Source organism: Bacillus sp. ISL-18, from assembly GCF_018613415.1.
GTDB lineage: Bacteria > Bacillota > Bacilli > Bacillales > Cytobacillaceae > Neobacillus.
In genome coordinates this window covers 41,152-63,711 of sequence record NZ_JAGGQG010000004.1, presented here as the reverse complement: position 1 = coordinate 63,711, position 22,560 = coordinate 41,152, and the positions used below count along the sequence as shown (strand labels likewise).

19 protein-coding genes and 2 pseudogenes are annotated in these 22,560 nt (G+C 40.4%); 14 read left to right on the top strand and 7 right to left on the bottom strand.

Annotated elements, in window-relative coordinates; translation table 11 throughout:
- Positions 1-172 precede the first annotated feature (172 nt).
- The 6 genes from J7E81_RS07855 to J7E81_RS07830 form a co-directional block, all read right to left on the bottom strand.
- A complete protein-coding gene (locus J7E81_RS07855) occupies positions 173-2,011 on the bottom strand; it encodes a diguanylate cyclase (protein ID WP_215041607.1) in 1,839 nt (612 codons plus the stop codon).
- A gap of 176 nt (positions 2,012-2,187) precedes the next feature.
- A complete protein-coding gene (locus J7E81_RS07850; protein ID WP_215041606.1) occupies positions 2,188-2,781 on the bottom strand; it encodes a DUF5317 domain-containing protein in 594 nt (197 codons plus the stop codon).
- A gap of 560 nt (positions 2,782-3,341) precedes the next feature.
- Complete coding sequence (locus J7E81_RS07845) at positions 3,342-4,043, bottom strand: HAD family hydrolase (protein WP_215041605.1); 702 nt, start codon at positions 4,041-4,043, stop codon at positions 3,342-3,344.
- A 64-nt stretch (positions 4,044-4,107) separates the two neighbouring features.
- Complete coding sequence (locus tag J7E81_RS07840; RefSeq protein ID WP_215041604.1) at positions 4,108-4,920, bottom strand: GNAT family N-acetyltransferase; 813 nt, start codon at positions 4,918-4,920, stop codon at positions 4,108-4,110.
- A 208-nt stretch (positions 4,921-5,128) separates the two neighbouring features.
- Positions 5,129-5,347 carry a hypothetical protein gene (locus J7E81_RS07835; RefSeq protein WP_215041603.1) on the bottom strand — a complete coding sequence of 73 codons (219 nt, stop codon included), beginning with the start codon at positions 5,345-5,347 and terminating at the stop codon, positions 5,129-5,131.
- 94 nt (positions 5,348-5,441) lie between these two features.
- On the bottom strand, positions 5,442-5,642 hold the full coding sequence (locus J7E81_RS07830) for a hypothetical protein (RefSeq protein WP_215041602.1): 201 nt from the start codon (positions 5,640-5,642) through the stop codon (positions 5,442-5,444).
- Between the two features lie 358 nt (positions 5,643-6,000).
- Between J7E81_RS07830 and J7E81_RS07825 the strand changes: the two genes are divergently transcribed.
- On the top strand, positions 6,001-7,245 hold the full coding sequence (locus J7E81_RS07825; protein WP_215041601.1) for a cation:dicarboxylate symporter family transporter: 1,245 nt from the start codon (positions 6,001-6,003) through the stop codon (positions 7,243-7,245).
- Between the two features lie 237 nt (positions 7,246-7,482).
- Here the strand turns inward: J7E81_RS07825 and J7E81_RS07820 are convergent, their stop codons facing one another.
- On the bottom strand, positions 7,483-8,310 hold the full coding sequence (locus tag J7E81_RS07820) for a TetR/AcrR family transcriptional regulator (protein ID WP_215041600.1): 828 nt from the start codon (positions 8,308-8,310) through the stop codon (positions 7,483-7,485).
- Positions 8,311-8,405: 95 nt separating this feature from the next.
- Between J7E81_RS07820 and J7E81_RS07815 the strand changes: the two genes are divergently transcribed.
- The 13 genes and pseudogenes from J7E81_RS07815 to J7E81_RS07760 all read left to right on the top strand — a co-directional run bounded on the left by J7E81_RS07815 (position 8,406) and on the right by J7E81_RS07760 (position 22,553).
- Positions 8,406-11,489: an efflux RND transporter permease subunit gene (locus J7E81_RS07815; protein ID WP_215041599.1), complete on the top strand. Its 3,084-nt coding sequence runs from the start codon at positions 8,406-8,408 to the stop codon at positions 11,487-11,489.
- A 288-nt stretch (positions 11,490-11,777) separates the two neighbouring features.
- On the top strand, positions 11,778-12,014 hold the full coding sequence (locus tag J7E81_RS07810) for a hypothetical protein (protein ID WP_215041598.1): 237 nt from the start codon (positions 11,778-11,780) through the stop codon (positions 12,012-12,014).
- Positions 12,015-13,186: 1,172 nt separating this feature from the next.
- Positions 13,187-13,274 (top strand): annotated as a pseudogene (locus J7E81_RS31300) (NlpC/P60 family protein); the annotation flags it as partial.
- Positions 13,268-13,522 (top strand): annotated as a pseudogene (locus tag J7E81_RS31295) (C40 family peptidase); the annotation flags it as partial. The pseudogenes J7E81_RS31300 and J7E81_RS31295, both read left to right, overlap by 7 nt.
- Before the next feature lie 343 nt (positions 13,523-13,865).
- Entirely contained in the window at positions 13,866-14,204 is a 339-nt protein-coding gene (locus tag J7E81_RS07800; protein WP_215041596.1) for a lmo0954 family membrane protein, read from the top strand.
- 25 nt (positions 14,205-14,229) lie between these two features.
- A complete protein-coding gene (locus tag J7E81_RS07795) occupies positions 14,230-14,871 on the top strand; it encodes a PspA/IM30 family protein (protein WP_215041595.1) in 642 nt (213 codons plus the stop codon).
- A 169-nt stretch (positions 14,872-15,040) separates the two neighbouring features.
- Positions 15,041-15,871 (top strand): alpha/beta fold hydrolase, encoded by an 831-nt coding sequence (locus J7E81_RS07790; RefSeq protein WP_215041594.1) that lies wholly within the window; start codon positions 15,041-15,043, stop codon positions 15,869-15,871.
- 56 nt (positions 15,872-15,927) lie between these two features.
- Complete coding sequence (locus J7E81_RS07785; protein WP_215041593.1) at positions 15,928-16,719, top strand: IclR family transcriptional regulator; 792 nt, start codon at positions 15,928-15,930, stop codon at positions 16,717-16,719.
- Positions 16,720-16,993: 274 nt separating this feature from the next.
- The gene (locus J7E81_RS07780; protein ID WP_215041592.1) at positions 16,994-18,271 is read left to right on the top strand and encodes an MFS transporter; all 1,278 of its coding nucleotides are present in this window, start codon (positions 16,994-16,996) and stop codon (positions 18,269-18,271) included.
- A gap of 158 nt (positions 18,272-18,429) precedes the next feature.
- A complete protein-coding gene (locus tag J7E81_RS07775) occupies positions 18,430-18,966 on the top strand; it encodes a cupin domain-containing protein (protein ID WP_144565652.1) in 537 nt (178 codons plus the stop codon).
- A gap of 141 nt (positions 18,967-19,107) precedes the next feature.
- On the top strand, positions 19,108-20,022 hold the full coding sequence (locus J7E81_RS07770; protein WP_215041591.1) for a VOC family protein: 915 nt from the start codon (positions 19,108-19,110) through the stop codon (positions 20,020-20,022).
- Positions 20,023-20,047: 25 nt separating this feature from the next.
- Positions 20,048-20,839 (top strand): SDR family oxidoreductase, encoded by a 792-nt coding sequence (locus J7E81_RS07765; RefSeq protein WP_215041590.1) that lies wholly within the window; start codon positions 20,048-20,050, stop codon positions 20,837-20,839.
- A 25-nt stretch (positions 20,840-20,864) separates the two neighbouring features.
- Positions 20,865-22,553, top strand: a complete 1,689-nt coding sequence (locus J7E81_RS07760; protein WP_215041742.1) for a thiamine pyrophosphate-binding protein — start codon at positions 20,865-20,867, stop codon at positions 22,551-22,553.
- Positions 22,554-22,560 lie beyond the last annotated feature (7 nt).

Genomic DNA, 22,560 nt, shown 5'->3' with positions numbered 1-22,560 from the left:
ACATGAATGTAAAAAATTCTCCTACTATTTCAAGAAAATACATAATGAATGATAGGCAGAAATGTGCTTCTGTTTTCGTAATTCAGCCAATTGGCTGCCAACGGGGCAATACTACTAACTTGAAAATCCTCTACCATTCCGGAAGAGGATTTGTTTATTTTTCATAAATTAGCTATTGCACCGCGGCCAATTCTTTTTCTAATTCTATTCCCGAATCTTCTAATTGCTTAATCATCTCAATAAACGGCTCAATAAACTGAGGATCAAATTGCTTCCCTGAACACTCGCGTAATTCCACGATGGCTTCTTGGAACGTTTTTGTTTTTTGATAAGGACGCTCAGTGGTCATCGCATCAAAGGAATCAATCAAACAGAGGATCCGTGCTAGTTTTGGGATCGATTTTCCCGCTAATCCATAAGGATAGCCTTTACCGTCGTACCGTTCATGATGAAGTTCAACCAAAGGAATCAAGTCTTCCAACTTCTTATTCGTTGAAATAATCTCTTTTCCGAAAGTCACGTGCTTTTTCATCATTTCCCACTCGTGAGGATCAAGCTTACCCTTTTTCGTTAAAATTTCCCGTGGGATTTCAATTTTTCCAATATCATGAACCAGAGCCCCAAGAATCAAGGTTTTACGTTCGTGAATACTTAGGTTCAGCATCCGTGAAAAATCAACGGCGTATTGGTAGACGCGCTTACTATGCCGATAGGTATAAACATCCTTTGAGAGGAAAATTTTCAGTTGGTATTCTGCTTCTTCTAGCTCTTTTTCAAGGAACAAAGAATGATGGACCGTGTATTCCGAATTCGCATTGTAAATTTGTACTAGGTTTTTTCCTTGGTTTTTCCCTGCATACATGGCTTGGTCTGCTTTGTTTAAAAGTTCTGAAATACTATAGGTTTCTTTTTCGCATTCAGCAATCCCGCAGGAAAAGGAAAAACAGCCGTAGGGGAGACGCTCAACCCCGCTGTAATACGTGTCATTGGCTTTCTTTCTCAACTCATTCATGAATGAATAAGCTTTATTCCGGTCTGTATTTGGCATGGCGATCGCAAATTCCTCACCGCCATATCGGGCCACAATATAATCGGCCTTGTCAGCCTCCGTTTGCAGGAGGGCCCCAAATTCCTGGAGAAGATGGTCTCCTTGGATATGTCCGTACAGGTCATTGTATTTTTTAAAATCATCAATATCGAGGATGGCTACGCTTAGTGACTCATCATTGTCTTGTGCATCCTTTACGAGCTTTGCTAGAATTTCTTTAAAATAACCATGGTTATTCAACCCGGTTAAATAATCTTTATTTGCTTTTTCGGTTACTTCTTTAAATAAATTAAAATGCTGTTTGAATGCTAATGATAATAAGAATGCGATACAGGTAAATAACGATAGGCCGAATAACTCATCAGGTTTCATTAAAATAACTAATACTAACGAAAGGACAAGGGTACTAAAATAAGTAGCAATGGTCTCTTTTACAATTTCCTTAAAATAGTTAATGATGCTTACGGTAGCCGCCATTATAAAATAAATACCAACTAATAAAAGATTCAAGCCGAAATAGGTACAAAAAGAAATTAAATAGGGAAAGATGTTATTAAGACGGATTGAACCAGTAGATCCACTTGTAAATATAAAAGAATAATAGGCACAGATAATCATTAACGAATAGACAGCGAAATTAAACAGGTGTTTCCACCAGGCAATCTTTCTCTGTGAAAGAAAGAAAATGAATGAATAAATGAATAAAACAAGTAGAGTTGTATCTAGTCCATACATAAAAAGACATGCTAAGTAGATGGACGAGTCCATTGAAAGAGAGTTGCCCTTTGGAGGTATTAAAATAGTGTAGTAATTAAGTAGTAGTATTGATCCTGCTAGAGCAAGGATCATAATCAAATCCAAATGGGAGGATTCTGGAAGTTTTATTAAAAAAGCAAAAGACAAAAAGCCTATTGCTGAAATCAGGAAAAGATATGTATTGGCAGGTGTTTTTAAAATGCGCATGTTCATCACTCTCATATAAATAATGTAGGAGAAGTAAATAACTATTTACTTCCCCTTATGGTACTACTTTTATACTAATTTATAGCCAGATGTTAATGCAATAATAACACAACCAATAATGATTGCATTATAAAGAATACCAGTTAATTTAATGCCTTGTTTTTGATTTTTTTTCATCACTTTTCACCCCCTTTCAAGGAAAGGGAGGCAGCAACGACCTTTTTCACCAGTGGATGACCAACCATAAGGTACTGAATAAAAAGGAAGATTCCAATATTCATCACGATATCGCCAATGCTGATGATTTGTGTCCTTGGATAGGGTTTAGAGATAGGGATCACATCTCCCAAAAATCCGAGATGTGTTGAAGATGTTAACATTGCATGTTTAGCATATAAACTTTTTTTTAGTACTTCGGTATAGCTTGGATCCAAAATGGAGGCTGCTTGAACCGATACTGGCATTCGTCCGCCGTTTAGAATCATTACAATAAAATTAAGAAATACCCCAATTAGAATGAGCGTAAATCCTCGATTTTTTCGGTTTATAAATAGAAATAGGAGGCCTAAAACATAGACTATTATGTAGATAGATCCGCTCCATTGTCCTAGAATTTTATTGCTGTTCTGAAGCTTAAAGACAGTCAATTCTACAACTAATAGTAGAGGGAAAATCCATCCCCACTTTAACTTTAATTGTGCAAGTGCTCTTAAGTTCCCTTTGCGAAGAAAACCGACAATAAACGAAATAATGATGCCATCAAATACCATTCATTTAACCTGCCTATGCTAGAATATAAAACTAGTAATAAAAGCGCAAAAATTCCATGAAGGAAAAATATTCTTACAATACCATATCTATCTAACCAAAAAATATTGTCGAATGCAATACTGGAATTGGAAAAATTTATGTCAAAATTGTTGATTTTTTTAATTATAGTTGCTGTAATTTATCGGAAATTGTCGGAAATATAGGAAGGGTTAGGGAGGAGGTGTTGGGGGATTTAGAGGTAGGAGTAGGTCTAATAGAGATCGTCTAATGGACAAAAAATGAAGTCGACCACCTGGTATTGTCTAATAGAGTCCGTCTAATGGACAAAGTATGAGTCGACCACCTGGTATTGTCTAATAGAGTCCGTCTAAAGGACAAAAAATGAAGTCGACCATCTGGTATTGTCTAATAGAGTCCCTCTAATAGACAAAAAGTGAAGTAGAGCGCCGGTATTGTCTAATAGAAGTCGACCACCGGTTTCTGTCTAATAGAGTCCCTCTAATGAACCAATAATCTTACTAGACTCAAACCCTACATCACCGATCATTTATAAATAAGCCTAAAATAATAACTTAATAAGTTCCTCAAGTTGCGGATAGGAATTTATCTCATAAGTGGGCTGAATCGAATCGATCGTCTTTTGCTTGTTCGTGGGATTAATCCAAATAGAGTTCCAACCCGCAAGATCCGCCCCGGCAATGTCATTCTCAAAAGAATCCCCCACCATATACGAATCGGCAGGATGTGTATTCGTTTTTCGATTCACATACTCAAAGAAATCCTTTCGCGGTTTAGCAAAACCGACTTCACTGGAAATAAAGAAATTGGATTCGGGAATCACCTCAGCAAGATTCAATGCAGCTAGCTTTAACCGCTGGTGGCGGGAAGGCCCATTGGTGGTGACATAAATCGGAATGTCCTTCTTGTTTAAATAATGAAGGATATTCTTCATTTCCGGAATAAGCGAAACTTTGTACTGGTGATCTTTGTACTCTTTTTGAAAGGCATTAGCCTCATCGGTCGAGATCGAATAACCGAAGTCTTTAAAAGCATTTATCATTCGGTATTGGTGCATCTTCTCTAAAGACATTTCTCCTGATTCTGTCAGTCCAAACACTTTATCACTGTATTCTCTGCTTTTTTTAAAGAGTGCTAGAATCGAAATATCGGTAATGGTTGAAAACACTCGATGATAAGCTGCTTGAAATGGCTGCAGCTGGTCATATAAAGTATCATCTAGGTCGAAGAAAAAAGCTTTCATGATGTCCACTCCTATTAAATGGATAGATTCTCTTCCTAATAATATCAGAAGTTTGGACCAGAAGTTAAACAATCCTGAATACTACCTCCGTATCATTCAACTCGTACTCGCCCTGCATTTTTTTGTGGAAAAGGTTGCAAAACTTATTGTAAGAGATTCCATAAAAATAGGCGAACGGATTTTGGATGTTGCGGCTGAGCTTCAGCTTATTGATTAGCTGCTTAAAGGATTGAATGGCGACATCTTGAATTAGTTCAGGATCATTCTCCCAGAGGTTTTGGTAGGCAGTGATTTTTGCCATTTTCCAATACTCCTCGATGGTCTTTGCATCATTAAAGAAGCACTTAACGAGTTGGACAAATGGCTGCGGAACACGATCGCTCACATATGTATGGTCTAATTTTGCTGGTTCTTCTATACGTTTTTTTATCTTTTGATCTTTTTCAGTTTTTAAAAGATTACTAGCTTCTTTAGGGTGGTCCATCGTTTTTTCTTTAGGTGGCTCATTTGAAGGAAAACGATTAAATTGGTATAGATTGCTGGTTTGTGAACCATTTTTTCTTTCTGTTTCAAAGACAGTTAGGATTCCTAATTCCTTGGCCTTCAAGATCATCCGCTTAAAGGTTGAACGGGAGATGCCGTTGTTTTGGTATTCCTCGTGGATGGATTTTAAGACGGTGCCGATCTTGGCATTGCAAACCCCAGGGATTTTAGCGGCATATCGTACCAATCTTTTAAAACCGATTAATTCTCCTTTTGAAAAAGCTTGCTTATGTTCTAACAGCCACATCTCGATATGGTGATTAAATTCCTGTAGGGTACGAAATTGAGAATACTGTTCGAATTTCTCGATCTTACCTGATTTTAAATGGAGCATGTGCTAACATCCTTTCAACCGCAGAGATTTGTTATCGAATCGGACTTTTCTGGCATCTCTACGATATCGGGTTTTGCAGGGGAATTCGAATTCCACTTTTTCGAATTTGTAGGCGTTTTTGGGGTGAAAAGCCACTTTTTGGGCCTCAAATGAGAAATTTGGAGCTGATTTTAGCATATTTAAGCTGATTTTATATCAATTTTTTTTTCTAAAACAATTTAAATCTAGCGATAATAATTGTCCAAATTATCAATGTTACGATTGGCAGTGTGACGAGCGTAACTAAGAAGGACCGTTCAAAGATGTTATATCCCTTTTTTACCGCAAACCATTCACACAAAAGGACGAGGATATAAAGTAATGTCAGCTCGACTGAAAGAGATATGAGTTTATATAGTACAAATTGAATGAAACCATGATTGTCCATTTTATTTCCCCTCTCCTTAACTATAATTATTCAGCAGTGAGAGGATGTATTATTAACTGGAATCGAAAAAGGCTCCCACAATAGGAGCCTTTTGTTATATAAGGAGCGAATCTCTTTTTTCAAGATATAGGTCGTACATTTCCAAACTCTCTAAAAGTCCGTGTTTATAAACCAATAATGCTTTCTTGACCACGCTGTTATAATCCGGATTCGTAAGCTCTTGATTGCAATTTTCCAATTCCTTCGTTTTCACGATTGTTAACTCTCTAAAAATACTTTCTAAATCTCTCCCCATTTGTACAGCCTCCAAAAGTGTTTTCTTTTTCTAGTAACAGCATTGACCGTTTCTTCCCGTTTTATTCAAATCTTAATAGGGTACACTTTTAGTGGTGAAGCAACCCAATACAGGAATATAAAACCATGAGCATTATCCTAAAATACTTAACGAAAGCGCGAGTTTTGGGCAATTTACACTAATACAATAGTAATAAACTTAATTTAAATTTAGGAACTGCCATTATTTTCAGTGTTGTGTATGTCGAAAGAAATATCTAGAATTATATTGTAGTATCATGATATGATATTGATTAAATCTAATTTATACTTTTGTGAATATAGTAATGAGTTTTAACTTAAGGAAAAGGAGAGAATTTATGAAAAGAATAAGTCTTGCATGGCAAATTTTCATTGGTCTAGCCCTGGGTATTATTGTAGGTGCGATTTTTTACGGAAATCCCCATGTAGCTGATTTTCTGCAGCCAATTGGGAATATCTTTATTCGCTTAATTAAAATGATCGTTGTCCCAATTGTTATCTCAAGTATTATTGTTGGGGTTGCTGGTACTGGCGATATGAAATCGCTTGGTAAACTTGGCGGCAAAACCATTCTATATTTCGAAATAATTACCACTATTGCCATTATCGTAGGGTTATTATTTGCAAATGTCTTCCATCCTGGAACTGGGGTCGATCGTTCCCATTTAACAAAAACAGATATCAATACGTATGTGGAAACAGCGAAAACAACGGAAACTCATTCCATGGTCGATACCGTCGTTAATATTGTTCCCACGAACATTATTCAGTCATTAGCAAATGGTGATATGTTAGCCATTATTTTCTTCTCGGTTATGTTTGGTCTTGGTCTTGCAGCGATTGGCGAAAAAGGTACGCCAATTATCAACTTCTTTAGAGGTACGGCCGATGCCATGTTCTATGTAACCAACCAGGTTATGAAATTCGCACCACTTGGTGTTTTTGCCCTAATCGGCGTGACGGTTTCTAAATTCGGTCTAACCTCACTAATTCCATTAGGAAAATTAGTAATCGTCGTTTACGCAGCCATGATCTTCTTTATTTTAGTTGTTTTAGGTATCACCGCTAAAATTGCGGGAGTCAATATCTTTAAGTTCATCGCCTATCTAAAAGACGAATTATTGTTAGGCTATTCTACCGCAAGCTCTGAAACAGTTCTTCCGAAGATTATGGAAAAAATGGAGAAGATCGGTTGTCCAAAAGCGATTACTTCTTTCGTTATTCCAACTGGATATTCGTTTAACCTTGACGGGTCTACGCTTTATCAAGCAATTGCGGCCTTGTTCATTGCACAAATGTATGGAATTCACTTGAGTATTACTCACCAAATTACGTTAGTGCTTGTCTTGATGGTAACGTCTAAAGGTATTGCCGGTGTTCCGGGCGTATCATTCGTTGTCCTTCTTGCGACATTAGGAAGTGTTGGGATTCCTGTTGAAGGCCTTGCGTTTATCGCTGGTATTGACCGTATCCTGGATATGGCACGTACTTGTGTTAATATCGTTGGTAATTCCCTGGCAGCCGTTGTGGTGTCAAAATGGGAAGGGCATAAGATTAAAGATGAAAGTAATTTAGCTGCTTAAGATAGGAAGGAGACAGAGATGCAGATTGCACTCTGTCCTTTTTTTTGAAGTGATGTGGGGATTTGACAAGTTTTTTGTGTTATTTTGGATTGAAATTTAACAATATCAAGGCTTCATGCCTTTTCTAATCAAACGTTTGTTTAGTTTTTTATAGACACGAAATTTGTTGATTTAGGAAATTTAATGTTTAGTTTTGTCACTTCATAAAAAAAGCAGAACACGTTGCGTGTCTGCTTTTTAAAAATCATAATACCGCCGAAGTAAAAAGGAGATCCACTTACAATGCGGCTGATTGCGGATATTCTCTAGTAACCCTCGGATAATGACTGGACTATAGGTTGGCTCAACCAGCTGCTGCTTGAGTAAAAGCAGTGACTCCTTTTCCACTGATTCATCCATTTCCCCAATTTTCTGCTCCAATAAATCGATAATCCGTTCTTTGCTGACCTCTTCCTTCAGCGGAGTTTTAACCATCTCCATCAGTTCTTCCGAAATAAACGGAACCGTTGTATGCTGCGCTAACAGGTTCGTCTTCTCCACTAACGACTGGGCTAAAAGCTCCAAATCCAGCGGGACATGATAAAAGAAAAATAACTGGGAATACGTATTCATAAATCCTTTAATGCAATACATTAAATCATATTTCGTCTCACTGACCCGATCCTCATATAATTGGTCGAGCATAACTAAAATCGTGTTCTCGAGAATGCGGTCGTAATGTTGAAATTTTACCAGAAGGTCCTGATTGAAGCTGTGGGACTGTTCCTTCATCAATAATCGCGCGAAATCTGAGTGCTGATAAGAAGTATGGAACGTTGTGTAATAAAAGGTATAGAGCAGCTCGTCCTTGCTTGTATTTCTGACCGCGTAGTCAATATTCGAAATGACTTGATTCATAAAATGTTCAATCAATGCCAAAATTAATTCATCTTTCGATTTGAAGGTTAGATAAAAGGCCCCTTTTGAAATGCCGCAAAGATCGGTTATCTGTTGGACCGAAGTCGCTTCAAACCCTTGCTTTGCAAAAAGCTCAAGCGCTTTTTCCATAATTAGTAGTTTTTTCATTGCATCTGCTCCTAGCGTCATTTATTGACAAATGACTGATTGGTCATTAGTATAAATACTTGAGCTTAGTAAGTCAATCAAGGGTAGGTGTAACCGTGAAAGGTATAGCAAATTTTGTCCTTAGAAATAAACTGGCCGTCTGGCTGCTGACAATTATCGTTACGGTATCTGGGATCTATTCAGGTACGCGAATGAATATGGAAACCATCCCGAATATATCGATTCCATACTTGATGGTCACAGGTGTTTATCCTGGAGCTACTCCTGAAAAAGTAATGGAAGATATTTCGATGCCGATCGAGAAAGCATCCGAAGGTCTCGATCATGTAAAATCAGTCCATTCTAATTCCTATTCAAATATGTCAAGTATTCAGGTCGAATATGAATACGGTATCGACATGGACGAGGCAAAACGTGCCTTGAAATCAGCTTTAGATGACGTGAAGTTACCAGATGGAGCACAAGAACCAAAGGTTACGGCCATCAGTATGAATATGATGCCGGTTGTGGCTCTCAGTGTAAGCAGTTCAAAAGAAAATATTGTGGATTTAACTTCAACTGTAGAAGATATCCTCGTTCCAAAAATTGAAAAAATCGATGGTGTGGCGTCTACCACGATTACAGGTCAGCATATCGATGAAGTGGACCTTACCTATAACCAAGCCAAGTTGAAGGAATTTGGTCTAACGGAAGATAAGGTCAAGCAAATGGTTCAAGCCAGCAATATGGCGGTTTCTTTAGGCCTTTATCAGTTTAAAGAAGGGGAGCAGGCTGTTAGCATTGACGGCAAATATATGACCGCGGATGAATTGAAAAATACAATCATTCCTGTCACACCGACTAAAACGCATCCATCCCCATTTGTGAAGTTAAGTGACATTGCAAAGATTGACACAGTGGGTAAAGTGCAGTCCGTTTCCCGGACAAATGGGAAAGAAGCGATCGCGATTCAAATCGTGAAAGAGCAGCGTGCCAATACGGTGGATGTGGTGAACGCTGTCAAGGATCTTGTAAAAGAGCAAAAGGCAAAAATCGATGGACTTCACATTGATGTGACCCTTGACCAAGGTAAACCAATTCAAGAATCCATCTCAACCATGGTGGAAAAAGCAGTCTTTGGCGGTTTTATTGCCGTATTGATTATTTTATTGTTTTTACGAAGCTTTAAATCAACGATTACGTCGATTATCTCGATTCCAGTGTCTATTTTCATGGCGTTACTGATTCTCCATTGGCTCGATATTACGCTTAATGTTATGACTCTTGGAGCGATTACGGTAGCGATTGGCCGGGTTATCGATGACTCAATCGTTGTCGTGGAAAATATTTATCGCCGTTTGCATTTAAAAGACGAGAAGTTAACTGGCCGTGCGCTTGTACGCGAAGCGACGATTGAGATGTTTAAACCAATCTTATCGTCCACATTAGTAACCGTTGCGGTCTTTGCGCCATTAATTTTTGTCGGCGGAATGGTCGGGGAGTTGTTTGCTCCGTTTGCTCTAACGATGACCTTTGCGCTGGGTGCTTCGTTACTCGTTGCGATCACGGTTGTACCGGTACTGTCACATACCTTATTTAAGAAAAAATTATATGGGGAAAAGACAGGAAAACGTCATAAAGAAGTCGGCGAGCTAGCGAAATGGTATAAGTGGGGGCTGGAAAAGGCTCTTAATCATAAGGTCATCACGTCCGTCATTGCGGTGGTGTTATTGGCTGGAAGTTTGGCGCTGACGCCATTAATCGGCTTCAGTTTTATGGGCAGTGAACAAGACAAGGTCATGTATTTAACCTACACGCCTAAAGCAGGTGAGTTAAAGGATGAGACCTTAGCGAACGTGAAATACGTGGAAGACAAGATGCTAAAACGTGATGATATTGATATCGTTCAATTATCCGTGACGGATAAAGCAGATACATCGACTGCCATGTTTGGCGGCAGCGGCGGCGGAGGATTAATGTACCTGATTTTTGATCCGGATACCAAGAATTTCCCAAAGGTAGAAGATAAAATTGAGAAATATGTGAAAAATTTGGATCAATCGGGTACATGGAAGAGCCAAAATATGGGTGCGTCATCCGTTGGTTCCAATGAAGTCAGCTACACTTTCTACAGTGAAAACTTAGATAAACTCTATGCAGCTGTCGGTCAGGTTGAAAAAGTGATGAAGAAGGATAAGGGTCTTAAGGATGTTACTTCTAGTGCAGAAGATCCTTATGTGGAGTACACCTTTAGAGTAGCTCAGAATGATTTGATTAAATATGGGTTAACCACTGGTCAGCTCGTAATGATGTTGAACCCGACAAAGACACAGGATGTGTTAACGACGATTGAGAAAAACGGTGAATCTCTGGATGTGATCGTTCAGCAAGAACAGTCGAAACAGCCGGCATCAATTGATGAAATGTTAAAAACTCCTGTCCCAACAGCGATGGGTATGACTGTGCCGCTTTCACAGCTTGTAAAAGTGGAAAAAGGAACAACGTTAAATACCCTGGCACGCAGTAAAGGTGAATACTACGCAAGTGTGTCCGGAACGGTTCTTGGTAAGGATGTTAAAAAGGCAACCGATAGTCTCAAGAAAAAAGTCGATAAACTTGATTTGCCAAAAGGTGTTACGGTCGGCACTGCCGGAGTCCAAGCGGATATGACCGATACCTTTACACAGCTTGGTGCTGCGATGTTAGCCGCGATTGCGATCGTCTACTTCATCCTTGTAGTAACCTTCCGTGAAGGGGTCGCGCCGTTTGCGATTCTGTTCTCGTTACCGTTCGCGGTCATCGGTTCGTTTGTCGGTCTATTGATAGCCGGTGAGACGATTTCCGTCTCGGTGATGATGGGTCTATTGATGTTGATTGGTATCGTCGTCACGAATGCAATTGTCCTCGTCGACCGGATTATCCATATGGAACGAGATGGATTGAAAATGCGTGCTGCGGTTCTCGAAGCCGGAGCGACTCGGTTACGTCCGATCCTGATGACTGCGATTGCTACGGTCGGTGCGTTAATTCCGTTAGCACTCGGCTCAGGCGGCGGTGGTTTGATCTCGAAAGGTCTTGGTATTACGGTAATTGGTGGTTTAATCAGTTCGACGTTGTTAACGTTGTTCGTAGTACCGATTGTATATGAGATCTTATCGAAGTTATTTAAGAAAAATCGACGCGAAGAACAAGAAAACTAAGAAATGGCCCTGCAAGATGTGAGTCTTGCGGGGTTTTTTGTATGGAGAGATTGAATATCAGGGTTTTTGGGTAGATATCATCGAAAAGGAAGTCGGTTTATCGGCGGTTTTTAGGTAGATATCAGCGGTTTATGAACTTTTATTAGCGGTTTTTGGGAGGATATCGGCGGTTTTCACCCACTTATCGGCTTTTTTAAAAATAGGTACCTAAGGTTTGTTCCATGTGAGTTAAATTTCATTTCTTACATACATTAAATACAAGAGGTTTCCATTTTTTGAAAAGGGGTGTTGTCAATTACCACCATCCAAGAGATTTCCGAGGTTCTGACTGGTATAAATCATCCGCTTGCCCCCATCTGGAGCCAAAATGATATCATCAAAAAGAATATAGCGATCAGTTTTGATTATTGGTTAGAAGATACCGGAATACCGATCACTTTAATGGATTTTGTGGAGCAGTATTTAGCGCATGCCGAGTATCTGGGGGAGATGTTTTCGTCTGGAATCGAACTTGATAATGGTTGATTTTACAGGGAGAAGTGTTCAGCACTTCTCTTTTATTTTGGCTAAATAAAAACGTTTTCTTAATAAAAAGTCCTACCTTTTTACGTATTTTGCTCTAGTAAACTACCACTTTTGTCGGATGGTTATTTGTCGGAAATTGCATTAATATGTCTATTGAAGTAAATAAAGGAAGGTAGGAAGTATAAAAAGTGAAGAAAAATTTAGTAACAGCAGCTGCAACCGCTGGGCTTGTTCTCACTGCTTTTGGAGCTTCAGCAAGTGCACAAGAACCAGCGTATACGGTCCGTCCAGGAGACAGCCTTTGGAAAATTGCTCATACAAATCATTTGTCTATTAATCAATTAAAAGAGTGGAATGCTCTTTCTAGTGATACAATCTATATTAATCAAAAACTCTCCCTTACTTATACAGTAAAAAAAGGTGATACCCTTTGGGAGATTGCTAGAGATAATGGTACAACGGTAAGTGAACTAAAACGCTTGAATGGTATGACTTCAAGTTTGATTCGGATGGGTCAGCAATTGAAATTAGCCGAAACGAGTCATAGTGATTCTTCTTATACCGTTCAAAAAGGCGACTCTCTTTCCGTTATCGGAGCACGTTTTAATGTAACGGTTCCTCAGCTTAAATCTAACAATCATTTAAACTCTGATATGATTTATGCTGGGCAGACGTTAAACGTTAGTGGTGGTGGTGAGGTTACTAACACAACCACAGTGGCACCGCAAACAACAGTGGAAACTGCTAAGACAACTACACCAACAGTGGAAGCGGCGCAACAACCGGCAACACCAGCAGCGGAAGTAACGCAGCCAGCACCAGCTGCAGAAGCGGAGCAGCCAGCAGCGGCACCGAAAGCGGAGGTAACGCAGTCAGCGCCAGCACCAGCAGCAGAAGCAGAGCAGCCAGCGGCGGCACCAAAAGCGGAGGTAACACAGCCAGCGCCAGCACCAAAAGCGGAAGTAACACAGCCAGCGCCAGCACCAAAAGCGGAGGTAACGCAGCCAGCGGCGGCACCAAAAGCAGAGGTAACACAGCCAGCACCAGCACCGGAAGCACCACAGCAACCAGCTGCCCCAACAGCACAGGCACCACAGCAACCAGCTGCCCCAACAGCGGAAGCAACCCAAAAACCGGCTGTGGCTTCAACTTCTCTTGTAGAAGGAGTGGTTTCGGAAGCGAAAAAATATATCGGCTCTCCGTACAAATGGGCCGGAAACACGCCAGCAGGATTTGATTGCAGTGGCTTTACCGTATATGTATTTAATAAAGTGGGAATCTCCTTACCACGTACAGCTGCCACACAATGGGATGCTGGAGCACCAGTCAGTTCGCCACGAGTAGGGGATCTGGTCTTTTTTGAAACCTATAAAGTCGGACCATCCCATGTTGGCATCTATTTAGGAAACAACAAATTCATCAGCGCAGCATCAACAGGGGTAGTCATCTCTGATATGACCTCTTCTTATTGGAAAACTAGATACCTAGGCGCAAAATCACCATATTAATGGTGCCTGACACCGTTAGCCCTACGAGCATAATGCTTGTAGGGTTTTTGTGTATAAAGGAAACAACCTAGGGTATGTCGGTGAGCATATTGTGCCTGTTCTCCCCAGAAAATCACTCACCTGGTAATAAAAACAGATTATTGTGCCCATTCCAACCAAACCTCACCCTACATGGGCAAAATTCATTTACCTCCAAGCCCAACTTATCAAGTCTGATATCACCTACGTCTTAAGTCTGATACAAAAATCAAGCTCTAGCGCAATTATGGCAACGAACGAAAAAAGGTAAGATGATATCAAGATAAAGAAACAAATAAATGAACAATTCCAAGGAGGAATTAACATGAAAAAATTTGGTTTAATTTTAGCCGGCGGGCTGGCTGCTCTTATATTACTTCACTCGATTGGCCCGATTGTCAGCTTGTTGGTAAGTCTCGTGTTACTTTACTTTATTTTTAGACAGTTTCTTAAAACCGATTCGATTGCTTGGAAGATTGGTCTAGTCATTATTGGCTTAATTGTCCTATCTTCCACCATCCACCACATCCCAGCTCTAATCGGAGTGGCCGCTGCCTATGTCCTGTATCTTGTCTATAAAGAATGGAAAAAGAGCAAAAAAGCACCCAAAAACAAGGATCCATTTGTAAACTTCGAAAATCAATGGAACGAAATGAAAAAGTAATTTTTAAAAAAGGGAGAGAACTGACATGACAAACTTATTAACCAGAATCAAAGACATTATTGTTGCGGATTTAAACGAGGCTCTGACTAAAAAGGAACAGCAGAACCCGATTGCCATGCTCAACCAGTACCTGCGCGAATGCGAGCAGGAAACAGAGAAGGTTGGAAAGCTAGTGGGGCGGCAAGTAAAATTAAGAGAAGAATTTGAAAAAGAATATAATGAGGCCATGAAACTGGCTGAAAAGAGAAAGCATCAAGCGGAGATTGCCTCCATTGCTGGGGAAACCGACCTCTATCAATTTGCGGCCGCCGAGCAGCAGCACTACGATGAGCGGGGGCAGCGTCTGCAAGCTTCACTTACCCAAGTGACCGAGCAGCTTGGTGAATTGGAAAGAAAGTATGAAGAGATGAAGCGAAGAGTGAAGGATATGCAGATTCGCCGGATGGAGTTAATGGGCAGAGAAAATGTGACCCGAGCTAACTTGGAGATGAAGCAGGTGTTAGAAACTGATTCTTCCGCTAGCCCTTCTTTCTCAAAATTTAAGGAGATTGAAGGCTATCTAGATCGTTTAGAGCAGAAGGTAAAGAGTTCTTTCTTCAGCAGTACAATCGATGAAAGAATTGCCCAGCTGGAAAAAGAAAAAAACGTAAACTTAACAAAAGATTGATGGAACAAGCAGTGGTCCTAAAAGGAGGACCACTGCTTATTTAGTTGAAGAATCTTTATGTCAATTTTAGTAACTTCAGAAAATTCCGTTGACTATTCCTAAATTTGATTTATCATTTAATTATAAAACGTTGTTTCGCTAATAAAACATGGAGTTCTGGAGGGAGTATATGCCTTATTTACAAGTAGAGGATTTAAAGATTCATTTTGAAATCGAGGGCGAGGGAGCTCCATTAATTATTTTACATGGAATGGGGAACAACTCTCAATCATGGAAAAAACAATTAAAGGGCTTATCAGAGCATTATACGGTTATCGCTTGGGATGCGCCTGGGTATGGGAAAAGTTCTGATCCAACAGCGGAGTTAAAGGAATTCAAACAATTTGCAGATGTATTAAAAGGATTTATTGATAACTTACAATATGAATCTGTTACACTTCTGGGACATTCTATGGGTTCGGCCATTGCCCTAGATTTTTGTTATCGCTTTCCGGACATGGTAGATGCCTTAATCATTTCTGATGCGACCAGAGGGGCAGCTGCCTTAAGCAAGGAAGTGAATGAACAGAAATTAAAAAATCGATTAACCAACATTGAAACATTAGCGCCAAAAGAACTGGCTGCCCTGCGTGTACCGGAGCTTCTTTCTCCACAGCCGACGCCTGAAGTGAAGAAGGAGGCAGAAAGAATCTATTCACAAATAAGACCGATGGGCTTCCGATCAGTAGCCTATTCACTTTTTCATTTGAATCAAATGGAGATTCTGCCGCTCATTTCTGTACCTACCCTTGTCATTTGTGGAGAATTAGATAAAGTCACGCCGGTATCTGAATCACAGATTTTCCATGATGCCATTAAAAATTCAACCTTTGTTACGATCCCTTTAACAGGTCATTTGTGTTATCAAGAGGATCCCAATCAATTTAATTCCATTGTCCTAGACTTTCTAACCTCTTTAGATAAGGGTAAGGATCAGCACTGTAATGCCCTCTTTGATTAAACTTCATGAAAATAGTAGAATAAGTAAATTAAAGATAATGAGATGGTGAAATCGTTATGGTAAAAGATGAAAAGGAACGTTATAATGCCAATGCTTTAGTAAGAGGATTGGAGATATTAAAGCTATTCAGTGAGGAGCGCCCGACATTATCGTTGGTAGAAATCGCGAAAGAACTAGATGTGAGCCGGACAGTTCCTTTTCGATTATTGTATACACTCCAAACTTTGGGATACCTCCACCAGGATGAACATACGAAACGCTATAGTTTAACCCCAAAGGTTTTAGAATTAGGATTTGCGTATTTAAGCACATTGAAACTCCCGGAAATAGCGCAGCCATATTTAGAAAAATTAAGAGATGAAACAGGGGCATCTTGTCATTTATCGATATTGGATGGTCAAGAAGTCGTTTATGTTGGCAGTGCGCCTGTTAGAGGTGTTTCGGCGGTTAATGTGAATATTGGGTTAAGGCTGCCTGCTCATGCCATTGCAAATGGGAAAGTCCAGCTTGCCTATCAACCTCAGGACCAATTAAATCAAATCTTGTTTGGCTCTAATTTAAAACCATATACGGAAAGAACGCAAACCGATTACATGGAATTTCAGCAGGAATTGGCTGCCATTAGGCAAAAGGGATATGCGATTACAAAGGGAGAGTTTCACCATGGAATTCAATCGGTTGCAGCTCCTGTATTCGAGCGTACCGGGAACGTAATGGCAGCCCTTAACATTGTCGCAACAGAAAAAACGTTCAATAGTGAATTTATTGAAAAAGTGGCTTTACCAAAAGTGCTTGAAGTTTCTAAAATATTATCCGGTTTTATGGGCTATCATACTAAAATGAATTAAAGCTTGCAGCTCGATGCAAGCTTTTTATTATGCATTATTTGTTTTGTATATGAAACGTATTTTAAATAATAAAACAAAACGTATATTTTATGTTGACACAATTTTCTTAAAATTTTAAAATAGACTTAGTGGTAAACGGTGTTTTATATATAAAACACTAGGACTGCTGGCAACAATTAAAAAAGGAGGAGTGAAAGTCAGTTATAGCCTTTGAATTATAGTATACTATGAATAATAATTTGGAAGCGTATTCATTTGAAAAGGGGGCTCTTTCATGCTGAAAGGTAACAAACGATGGATCTATATTGCGATGCCTATTTTCTTCTTTTGGTTTTTTGGACAAATTGATAAATTAGGTATTTCTATTATTCAAACCGATCAAGGCTTCTTACATGATCTTGGATTAACAGGAGCAGATAGGAATGCCAAGATTGGAATGATTACCTTTGTATTTACCATTTCCTATGCATTGTCTAATATCTTTTGGGGATTTATCATTGACAAACTTGGAGCTAGAAAGACAGGCATTTTAGGTCTTTCTGTATGGGCACTGACCATGGTTATTGGCGGGCTATCCACTTCTTATGAAATGTTTATTGTTAGTCGTATTGTTCTTGGAATGGGTGAAGGTATGATGATCCCCATTTGCGGAAAGTTCATTTCCAACTGGTTTAACCAGCGTGAACTAGGCAGGGCGCAATCTTCTTGGCTGGCAGGAAACTATTTAGGACCTGCATGTGGAGCTGTAATATTAACACTAGTTATTGCTACCTTCCATTGGCAGGCTGCCTTTTTCGCTTTAGCTGCGTTTAATGTTTTAATTGTACTTCCAATGTTTATATTCTTAACTCGTGATACCCCTGAAGAACATCCAGGACTAGATAAAAATGAATTGGCCTATATTCGGCATTCAGATTCCAAAGAATCTACTAAAAAACTAAACTTTACGCAAGACTTCCGTTATTGGATTGTTTGGTTTGGAATGTTAGTTTCGTCGTTCTTATTTTTTGGTATTAGCATTTGGCTCCCGACTTATTTAGTCGGAGCAAAGGGTTTCACAAGGGAGGCGATGACTGGAATCACCTCTTTATCGTGGCTATTTGCTTTAGGTTTTGTATTAATTTGCGGATTTTTAGCGGATAAAACGAAACGTCCTGGTTTAATAGCGACTATTTTATTTCTTTTAACGGCTACCTTCTTAACTGCTGCCATATTATCTCCGCAGCCAGTAATGGCCGGGGTTTGTATGGGCTTAGCAATGGGATCGCAAGGCGGTGTTTTCCATATAAGTAATTTATTTATCGTCAAATTCTCTACGCCTGAAACAGCTGGACGTGCTGCCGGGTTGATGGGATTCACCAATATCCTTGGCGGTTTTTCAAGCTATATTATGGGCTGGATGGTTGATGTTTCTGGCGGGGACTTTGGCCCTTCTATCGTGATGCTAATTATTGCGGCTGCGCTAGGTTTCGCTGCGTATCTGTTTACATTAAAAAAAGAGGCATCTGAGCTTAAAATGGAGAATTTGCCGCCTAATCAAGTAACTGTTTAAAAGCATATAAATACGGGTGTTGGTTTCCTATACAAAACACCGTTGTAAGAAATCGAATTTTCTCAATATTTTTAATTGACAATTATAATATTGGGATTTATTATTGGTTTATAAACAAAACAATGTTTTATATATAAAACATAAAAGGAGTGTTATGAATGTCCCAAGAGAAATTTTCATTAGAAGCGTTTGAGAACAAATATGTTGCGAGGTTAAAGGATCGCTCTCTTGATTGGAATGTGTTGAAGTTTCAGGAAGAAATAAACCCGGCTTATCGCAGAGCGCAAATGAGATACATTGGACGTGGTGCCACAGCTAATAACGATGCCAATGTCATTGCGGCAGAACACTTTACACTAAGCACGATGGTTTTACCAGCGGGATGTGAGGGACCGCTTCATTTACACGACGATGTGGAAGAAGTTTTCTTTGTCATTAAGGGAAGTGTGACAGCGCTTATCCAGGAAGAGGGTGAAAACGAAATCCATGAAATCGTCTTAAATGAGAGAGATTGTATTAGCTCCCCACCGGGAGTATATCGTGGGATTCGAAACGATGGTGACGAAGAGGCTTTGATGCTGGTTATGTTAGGAGCAGTGAAGCCGAATTTACCAACCTATCCAAGAGGCAGTGCTTTAGAAGAACTTCGTATCCAGCGGGCAAAAGAAAGAGAAGCCATTATTAAAGGAAACTAATTTAAAAATTAGGCAGATGTCTCAACTAAGCATACTCCCTGATTCCTGAAAAAGTCTTCATTGACAGGGATGGTCCTCCTACTTCAATACGGGATCATCCCTGCCTGAATTTAAAAGTTTATTAAAAGTCGAGGTGGCGAGATGTTAGGAATTACGCATTTACGGCATATTAGCTTAATTACCCCAGTTCTAAAAGAACAAGCTGATTTTTATGAAAAAATTTGGGGTTTAGATAAAGTTTCACAGGATGAACAATCGGTTTACTTTCGGGGAGCAGGTCCAGAAAATCATATCTTAAGCCTGCATGCCGGTGAAAAAAGCGGCCTGCATCATATTGCATTTGGAATGGTGGATAAAAATGCCGTCGACCAGGCAGCCGAAATTCTTGCTTCAAAGGGCGTGAAGATTGTTTCACCTCCGGGGTATCTAGATGAAGAGGGCAAGGGTTATGGTTTACGTTTTGTCGATCCTGAAAATCGATGTATCGAATTATCCGCCTGGGTGGAAATGCATACCACTATTTGGCAAAAGAAAAATGTGGATCCGGTCAAACTTAACCATGTCGTGATGAATACGAAAGACCTTGATATGATTACTGATTTCTATACGAATGTCTTAGGGTTTAAGGTGACCGATTGGAGTGAGCACCAAATGTCCTTCCTTCGCTGTAACAGGAAACACCACTCGATTGCCTTCAATCAGGATCAACACCCCTCTGTTAATCATATCGCGTATGAAGTGGATACAGTGGATGAGGTTATGAGAGGAATTAGTAATGTAAGAAAGGCAGGCTATCAAGAGATTTGGGGCCCTGGGCGCCATGGTCCTGGTGATAATATATTTTGCTACTTTCAAGATCCCGGAAAGTTCGTAATGGAGTATACCTGCTATTTAGAAACGATTGAAGATGAGTCAGAATGGCGTGCGCGTGTCTGGAAACGTGTTCCGCATCTCATGGACCAATGGGGAATTGCCGGACCTCCAAAACCGGAAACACGGGCAGCGATGGCTGGAAAGCCAGACCCGGGTTGGGTGGATGTAATAGAATTGGTTTAGCGGCTGGATGAAAAGGGGTGGTACCGTGGATTTAGGATTAAAAGATAAGGTAGCTGTTATTATGGGCGGCACATCTGGCGTTGGATTAAAAACAGCTGAGATGTTTCTTCAGGAAGGTGCCAGAGTAGCGGTTTGTGGAAGAGATATAGAAAGAAAAGAAAAAGCATACGATCATCTGCTGAAATTTGGAACAGTAGATTCCATTTTTGCAGCGACATGTGACGTAACCAGTAAGGACGATGTGAACACTTTTATAAACGGAGCAGCTGCTAACTTTGGCGGGATAGATATCCTTGTGAATGCTGCAGGACAAAGTGTGATGGGCTACTTTTTTGATGTAACGGAAGAACAATGGGAACAGCAGATTCAGTTAAAATACTTTGCCATTATTTATGCAGTCAAGGCGGTTCATCCTTATTTTATCAAGCGGGGCGGCGGCAGAATCATTAATATTAATGCTACGTTAGCAAAAGAGCCGGAAAGGCATATGATTGCCACTGCTGCAACCAGAGCGGGGCAATTGAATTTAAGTAAGACTCTGTCACAAGAGCTTGCATCAGATAATATATTAGTCAACTCTGTAAGCCTTGGGTTGATTCGAACGGATCAATGGGAGCGGCGCAGGTTAAAAAATGCCCCCGACATGAAAGCGGAAGATTATTATGCCGATTTGGCTAAAAAGAGAAATATCCCGTTAGGCAGAGTAGGGGAAGCAGAAGAAGTAGCTAGTGTGATTTTGTTTTTATCCTCAAGCCAAGCTAGCTATGTCTCGGGATCAACAATAGAAACAGCTGGAGCGCTAGGGAAAGCGCTTTAATTATAGAAGAAGGCAGGAATGAATGATGAGTGAACAAAATCAAAAGGAATTTACGACTGCTGATGCAGTTGTGAATGAACTTGTTCGTGCTGGAGTGGAAGTAGCATTTGGGATTGTTAGTATCCATAATATGCCGATTTATGATGCGATTCTTCGTGAAGGAAGTATTCATTTAGTCTGTTCCCGCGGAGAGAGCGGCGCGGTCAATATGGCAGATGGATATGCCAGAGCCACTGGGAAATTAGGAGTTGTCATTACGAGCACTGGGACAGGAGCAGGAAATGCAGCAGGTTCCTTAATTGAGGCATGGGCAGCAGGAGTTCCTGTTCTTCATCTTACCGGTGAGGTAGCTTCTCCATACTTAGGAACTGGCAGAGGGTATATCCATGAATGCAAAGACCAGCTGTCCATGATGGAAGGTTCGTGTAAAAAAGCAGTCCGCTTAAGAAGACCCGAGCAAGCTTCTGCAGTCGTGAGACAAGCCATACAAGACGCGTTTGCATATCCAGCAGGACCAGTAACACTTGAAATCCCCATTGATTTCCAATCTGCTATTATCCCTAATCATCCGATTGAAGAAATCATAACCACAGCTCCAACTATTAAAACTATTCCATCCTTGCCTGAAGAGGCAATAACTAAAATCAATCATGCCCGCCGGCCAGTGATTTGGGCAGGAGGAGGAGTGATTTCCTCTGGCGCATCCAAAGAAGTCGAGGCATTAGCTGAAATGATTGGGGCAGCTGTGATCACAAGCCAATCTGGAAAAGGAAGTATACCTGAAAATCATCCACAATGCATCGGCCACTTTGCCGCTTCTGAATTAACAAAAAACCTGCTGAAAAACGCTGACCTGTTAATCAGTATCGGTGTTCGATTTAGAGGGAATGAAACATCCAATTGGAAAGTTCCTGTTCCAAAAGAACATATCGCCATCGATGCCGACTGGATGGCCATTAATCGGAACTATGAAGCTACCTGTGGACTGGTCGGCGACGCGAAACAAATTTTACAGGCATTAAATCAAGAACTATCCCATAAATCGATTGTTCCAGATCCTTCCTATCTTGATGAAGTGCACTCTGTCCGGGAAGAGCTGCGGGCTCAGTTACGAGCTACACTTGGTCCCTATGAACAAATCCTTGATGGTATGCGAGAAGTGTTACCTATCAATACGATTTTGGTCCGTGATGTAACCGTTCAAGCAAATGTGTGGGGGAGCCGCCTGTTTGAAATCTATGAACCAAGGACCTCGATCCATGCGTCGGGCGGCGGGATTGGTCAAGGGCTGCCAACCGCCATTGGTGCGCAAATGAGTGATAAGGATCGTACTGTCGTACTGATGGCAGGAGATGGAGGGTTCATGGTCAATGTCGGTGAAATGGCAACCGCAGCGCAGGAAAAACTGCCATTGATTGTTGTGTTGTTTGATGATGCCGGTTATGGTGTGCTCCGAAATATTCAAAGTGCCGCATATGGCCGTCAGGTAGCGGTTGATTTATTAAGCCCTGACTTTGTGTTATTAGCAAAGTCGATGGGATTCGATGCCTCACGTATTGGTTCCCCAACGGATTTTGTTACAGAGCTTGAGAAGGCTGTAGAAAACAAAAAGCCAACGATGATTGTTGTAGACATGGAAGCAGTCGGCCCAATGGCCAAACCATTTGGAGGACCTCCAGGAGCAGCAGATGCCTTTAAACCGAAAAAATTATAAGGAGGAA